Annotated in this window: 6 protein-coding genes and 1 pseudogene; 1 reads left to right on the forward strand and 6 read right to left on the reverse strand. The window is 74.1% G+C overall.

What is annotated here, in order from left to right; translation table 11 throughout:
- The 3 genes and pseudogenes from AB0F10_RS44325 to AB0F10_RS44335 form a co-directional block, all read right to left on the reverse strand.
- Positions 1-198: pseudogene (locus tag AB0F10_RS44325) on the reverse strand (esterase); the annotation flags it as partial.
- Positions 199-204: 6 nt separating this feature from the next.
- Positions 205-387 (reverse strand): hypothetical protein, encoded by a 183-nt coding sequence (locus AB0F10_RS44330; protein WP_360640378.1) that lies wholly within the window; start codon positions 385-387, stop codon positions 205-207.
- Positions 380-1,399, reverse strand: coding sequence for a hypothetical protein (locus AB0F10_RS44335; RefSeq protein WP_360640381.1), 1,020 nt, complete (start codon positions 1,397-1,399; stop codon positions 380-382). Before AB0F10_RS44335 ends, AB0F10_RS44330 begins: the two co-directional genes overlap by 8 nt.
- A 102-nt stretch (positions 1,400-1,501) precedes the next feature.
- On the opposite strand from AB0F10_RS44335, the gene AB0F10_RS44340 reads away from it, so the two are divergent.
- Positions 1,502-2,128, forward strand: a complete 627-nt coding sequence (locus AB0F10_RS44340; RefSeq protein ID WP_360640384.1) for a TetR family transcriptional regulator — start codon at positions 1,502-1,504, stop codon at positions 2,126-2,128.
- On the opposite strand, the gene AB0F10_RS44345 is transcribed toward AB0F10_RS44340, so the two are convergent.
- From AB0F10_RS44345 to AB0F10_RS44355, 3 genes are all read right to left on the reverse strand, one after another.
- A complete protein-coding gene (locus AB0F10_RS44345) occupies positions 2,118-3,566 on the reverse strand; it encodes a PQQ-dependent sugar dehydrogenase (protein WP_360640387.1) in 1,449 nt (482 codons plus the stop codon). The two genes, AB0F10_RS44340 and AB0F10_RS44345, sit on opposite strands and share 11 nt — an antisense overlap.
- A gap of 49 nt (positions 3,567-3,615) precedes the next feature.
- Positions 3,616-4,161, reverse strand: coding sequence for a SigE family RNA polymerase sigma factor (locus AB0F10_RS44350; RefSeq protein ID WP_360640390.1), 546 nt, complete (start codon positions 4,159-4,161; stop codon positions 3,616-3,618).
- A partial coding sequence (locus AB0F10_RS44355) for a permease-like cell division protein FtsX (RefSeq protein WP_360640392.1) occupies positions 4,140-4,602 on the reverse strand: 463 nt, incomplete at its 5' end. The genes AB0F10_RS44355 and AB0F10_RS44350, both read right to left, overlap by 22 nt.

Below are 4,602 nucleotides of genomic sequence, written 5' to 3' on the forward strand. Positions count from 1 at the left end.
GTCGCCGTCCCCGTGCGGCACCGCGGTGTCGCGGTCCACTCCGCGGCCCCGCGCGGCGGTGTGGACCTGCTCCACCGCCTCGGTGCCGGCCGGCGCCGACGGGCGCACCGGCGGTTCGGCACGCCTGGTCCAGGCGCCGGCCCCGGCCGCCGCCACCGCCGCGGCGGCTCCCGCCGCCAGCAGAGTTCTTCGTCGCACCGGGAATCAACGACGGAACGCCGTCAGCGGTTCTCCATGCGTACGGCGGGCGTCGTCCTCGGTGAGGTCGTCCCGGATCGGCCGGTCCGGGTCGGCGAGCCGTTGCACGACGTCGCCGAGGTCGAGCGTCCGTGCTCCCTGAGCCGGGCCGCCACGACCAGGTGTTTCCGTCCCGGATCGGCTACTCATGTGGGCGGGAGTAGTGTTCCGCGACCGTGGCGAAGGCGGCCTTGGGCTCCCACGGCGGGCCGGTGGGGCCGTCGAGGACCTTGACGATGCCGAGGCTGGCGAGGTCGAGGTCGTCGCGGGGATCGCCGTCGGTCCGGTGCGGGAAGCCGGAGAGCGCGAAGAGGTAGACGAAGGCGCCGTCGACGCCCTCGTCGTCGAAGATGTCGAGCAGTTCGCCGAGGTACGCCGCCTGGCCCGTCTCGTCGCGTTCGTACCTCCCGTTCAGCCGCACCGGTGCCCGGGTGACCGGGTCGTACTCGACGATCTCCATGCTGCGCGGCGCGACGTCGCCCGCGCCACGCCAGGTCGCGGCGCCGAAGCCGGTGACGGCGACCGGCTTGGGCTGCGCGGTGATGCCGCGTACGCCGTCGCGGAACCGGTCGGCGACCTCCGCGGACCGGATGAGCTCGAGGGTCACGACGTCGAACAGGTCCCAGTCGACGCCCTCGAACGGGATCGCGGCGTAGGTGAGCCTCCCGTGGAAGCGCTGACGGATCGCGGCCACGGCGGTGCGCAGGAACCCGTCGAGGCGCGAGCGGGTCTCGGCGATCCGCTCGGCGCGGCCGTCCGGGTCGGCCAGCAGCCGGCCGAGGCGCTCGTCGACCCGGTCGCCGTCGACGAAGCCCCGGTTCATGAGGCTCAGTTCGACGCCGGCGACGAACACGACGTCGGCCCCGGCGGCGCGCAGCCGCTCGGCCCGTTCGGCGCAGTCGAGGAGCAGGACCAGGACCTGGCCGGTCTCCAGGTCCAGCGGGTACGGCGAGAACCAGACCTCCAGGCCGAGCGCGGCGGCGGCCCGGGCGGCGAACTCCAGGCGTTCCGGATCGCCGCCGACGATCTGGACGGCGTTGCAGTGCAGGTCGTCCCGGATGACGGTCAGGTCGCGCCGGACCTGGTCCCGGTCGAAGCGCTCTGACGAGTTGACCCCGTCGCTGACGAAGCCGGTGTCGTAGGCGATGCCCTTGGCTCGCATGTCGGTTCCTTCGGTTGCCGGGGATGGGCGGGGGCCGACAGTAGCAAAATTATGCGCGCACGCAACTTTGCGTGCGCGCACCTCGTGTGACACAGTGGGCTCGTGAGCTTGCGCGAACGAAAGAAGCAGGCCACCCGCGAGGCGCTGCGGGCGGCGGCGCTGCGCCTGGCGCTGGAGCGCGGTGCCGGCAACGTCCGCGTCGAGGAGATCGCCGAGGCGGCCGGGGTCTCGCCCAGGACCTACAACAACTACTTCCCGAGCCGCGAGCACGCGATCGTCGCCGCGATCACCGCGGATCGTGCGGCGCACGTCGCGGCGGCCGTGGCAGCCCGTCCGGCCGGGACCGGCCTCGGCGACGCCGTGGTCGACGCCGTCGCCGGGCTGTACGCCGATCCGGGCGACCATCCGCCCGGCGCGCTGCTGATGATCGCGACCAGTTCCGCGCTGCGCGCCTGCTACGTCGACACCGCCGCCGCGATCGAGGCCCCGCTCGCCGACGCCATCGTCGAACGCTGCCGGGGCGTGGACCGGCTGACCGCCGAGGTGCTGTCCGCCGGCGTCGGCGCGGCCGCCAGGGTGGCGCTGCGCCAATGGCTGCACACCACGGGCGCGGCGCCGTCGATGCCCGGTTTCGTCGTGCCGTCCGGGTCGCTGCCGGACCTGGTCCGGGCGGCGCTGACCCCGCTCCGGCCGGCGCTCGACGCGATCGACGGCCCGGTTACCCGGTGACCGCGCAGGCCGCGCCGTCCAGCCGGAAGTCGTCGGGCCTGGCGTTGGTGCCGCTGTAGGTGGCCTGGAAGCCGAACGTCGCCGTGGCGCCGGTCGGCAGCGCGCCGTTCCAGCCCGCGTTGCGCGCGGTGACCTGGGAGGCGGACTGCGTCACCGTGGCGCTCCACGCGTTGGCGATGCGCTGGTCACCGGGGAAGGTGAAGGTCACGGCCCAGCCGGTCCGGGCGGCACCGAGGTTCGTCACGGCGACGTTCGCGGTGAAGCCGTTGCTCCACTGGTTGACCTCCCAGCGAACCGTGCAGGCGGCCGTCGGCCCGCCGGTCGGCGGGGTCGTGGGCGGCGTCGTGGGCGGGGTCGTCGTCGGCGGGGTGGTGGGCGCGCCGGCGGCCGGGAAACGGATCACCCGGTCGTCGTCGGCGGCCGGGGTGCCGCGGCCGTCCCGGTTGCTGGTGGTGACCCACAGGGAGCCGTCGGGGGCGCGCTCCGCCGTGCGCAGCCGCCCGTACCGGCCCTGGAGCAGCGCGACCGGGGTGCCGGCCCCGCCGGTGCCGTCCAGCGGCACCGACCACAGGCGCTGGCCGCGCAGCGCGGCGACGTAGAGGGTGTTGCCGTCGATGGCCGCCCCGCTGGGAGACGCCTCGGCCGTGGTCCACACGACGATCGGGTCGCGGAACCGGGCGTCGCCGGCGCGGCCCTCGACCGTCGGCCACCCGTAGTTGCCGCCCGGCACGATCTGGTTGACCTCGTCCCAGGTGTTCTGGCCGAACTCCGAGGCGTACAGCCGGCCCTGCGCGTCCCAGGCCAGGCCCTGGACGTTGCGGTGGCCCAGGCTGTAGACGAGGGAGCCGGGGAACGGGTTGCCGGAGGCGGGGACGCCGCCGTCCGGGCGCATCCGCAGGATCTTGCCGTTGCGGCTCTGCTGGTTCTGGGCGTTCGCCGTGTTGCCGGCATCGCCGACGCCCGCGTAGAGCATGCCGTCCGGCCCGAACGCGATGCGGCCGCCGTCGTGGATGTCCGCCTTGGCGAGACCGCTGAGGATCACCTCCTGGCTCTGCGGCGCGTCGAGGCGGAAGCGGACGATCCTGTTGTCCGCGGCGGCGGTGAGGTAGGCGTACACGAAACGGTCCTGCGCGAAGGTCGGGGACACCGCCAGGCCGAGCAGGCCCGCCTCGCCGGACGGGGTGACGCCGTCGACGGTGGCGACGGTGGCCGGGGCGCTGCCCGGGCGCAGCTGCAGGACGCGGCCGCTGACGCGCTCCGCGACCAGGGCGCTGCCGTCCGGCAGGAACCCGAGGCCCCACGGGACGGTCAGGCCGGTCGCCACCACCTGCGGGTTGGTGATGTCGGGCGCGGCGGCGGCCGGCGGGGCGGTCACGGCGACACTCACGCCGAGTGTCACCGTGACCAGCGTGCTTGCGAGGGCGACCGATCGGCGCATCGCGGAACCTCCGAGTGAGACATCGACAGGGGTCAATGTACACCCGGATTCACCGCACGGCGAAGTCCTCGCCCAGGTGCTCCCGCAGCCGGCCCAGCGCGCGCATGCTGCGCATCTTCACCGCGGAGGCCGAGACGCCCAGGATCTCGGCGACCGTCTCGACGCTGTGATCCTCCCAGTGCCGCAGCACCACGATGGCCTGGTCCTTCACCGGCAGCGACGCCAGCGCCCGCATCAACGTGACGTGCAGGTCCATGGTGGACTCGGCCGCCGGAGCGGGCCGGTCGGGCAGGTCCGCGAGGACGACCTCGGAGCCGCTGCGCCGCCTGCGCTGGTCGAAGACCGCGTTCATCAGGACCCGGCGGCTGTACGCCTCGAGGTCGGCGGTGCGCCAGATCCGGGCCCAGGACGCGTACATCCTCGCCAGGGTCAGCTGGGTCAGGTCCTGTGCCAGGTGCCAGTCCCGGCACATCAGGTACGCGGTGCGCCGCAGCCGAGGCGTGGCGGCCGCGACGAACGCGGTGAACTCCTCGTCCCGGACCGCCCGATCACGCCACCACGACACGATGGCCGTCACCTGGTCGGCCCCGGGCACGCCGCACCGACGACCTGCTCGACGCCGGGGAGGTCAAGGAACCTCGCGGCGAACTCCACGTACCCGGACGGCTCGACCAGCTTCACCCGGAACGCGGCGGGCAGGGAGTCGACGCTGACCGAGGCCACGAAGTCCGGCGAGTCCGCCCAGAGGGCCTTGAAGCGGGCGTACGCCGCCTCCCGGCTCTCGAAACGCAGGTCCCGCACCAGCGGATCGGCGCCCAGCGCGGCCTGAAGATCGGCCCGCTGCGCCGCGGTGGAGTCCGGCGCCAGGAAGATCGAGACGTCGGAGGCGCGATCCTGCACCGGCCAGGTGCACGTCCGGTCCGCCGGCGCCATCATGGCCATGCCGAGCGAAACCGTCGTCGACGGCCGGGGCGACGGCAGGGCCACGTTCACCGCGACCAGCGCGGCGACGGCGACCGCGGTCGCGGCGCCGCCC

Source organism: Actinoplanes sp. NPDC026623 (assembly GCF_040638275.1).
In the GTDB taxonomy this organism is placed as follows: Bacteria; Actinomycetota; Actinomycetes; order Mycobacteriales; family Micromonosporaceae; genus Actinoplanes.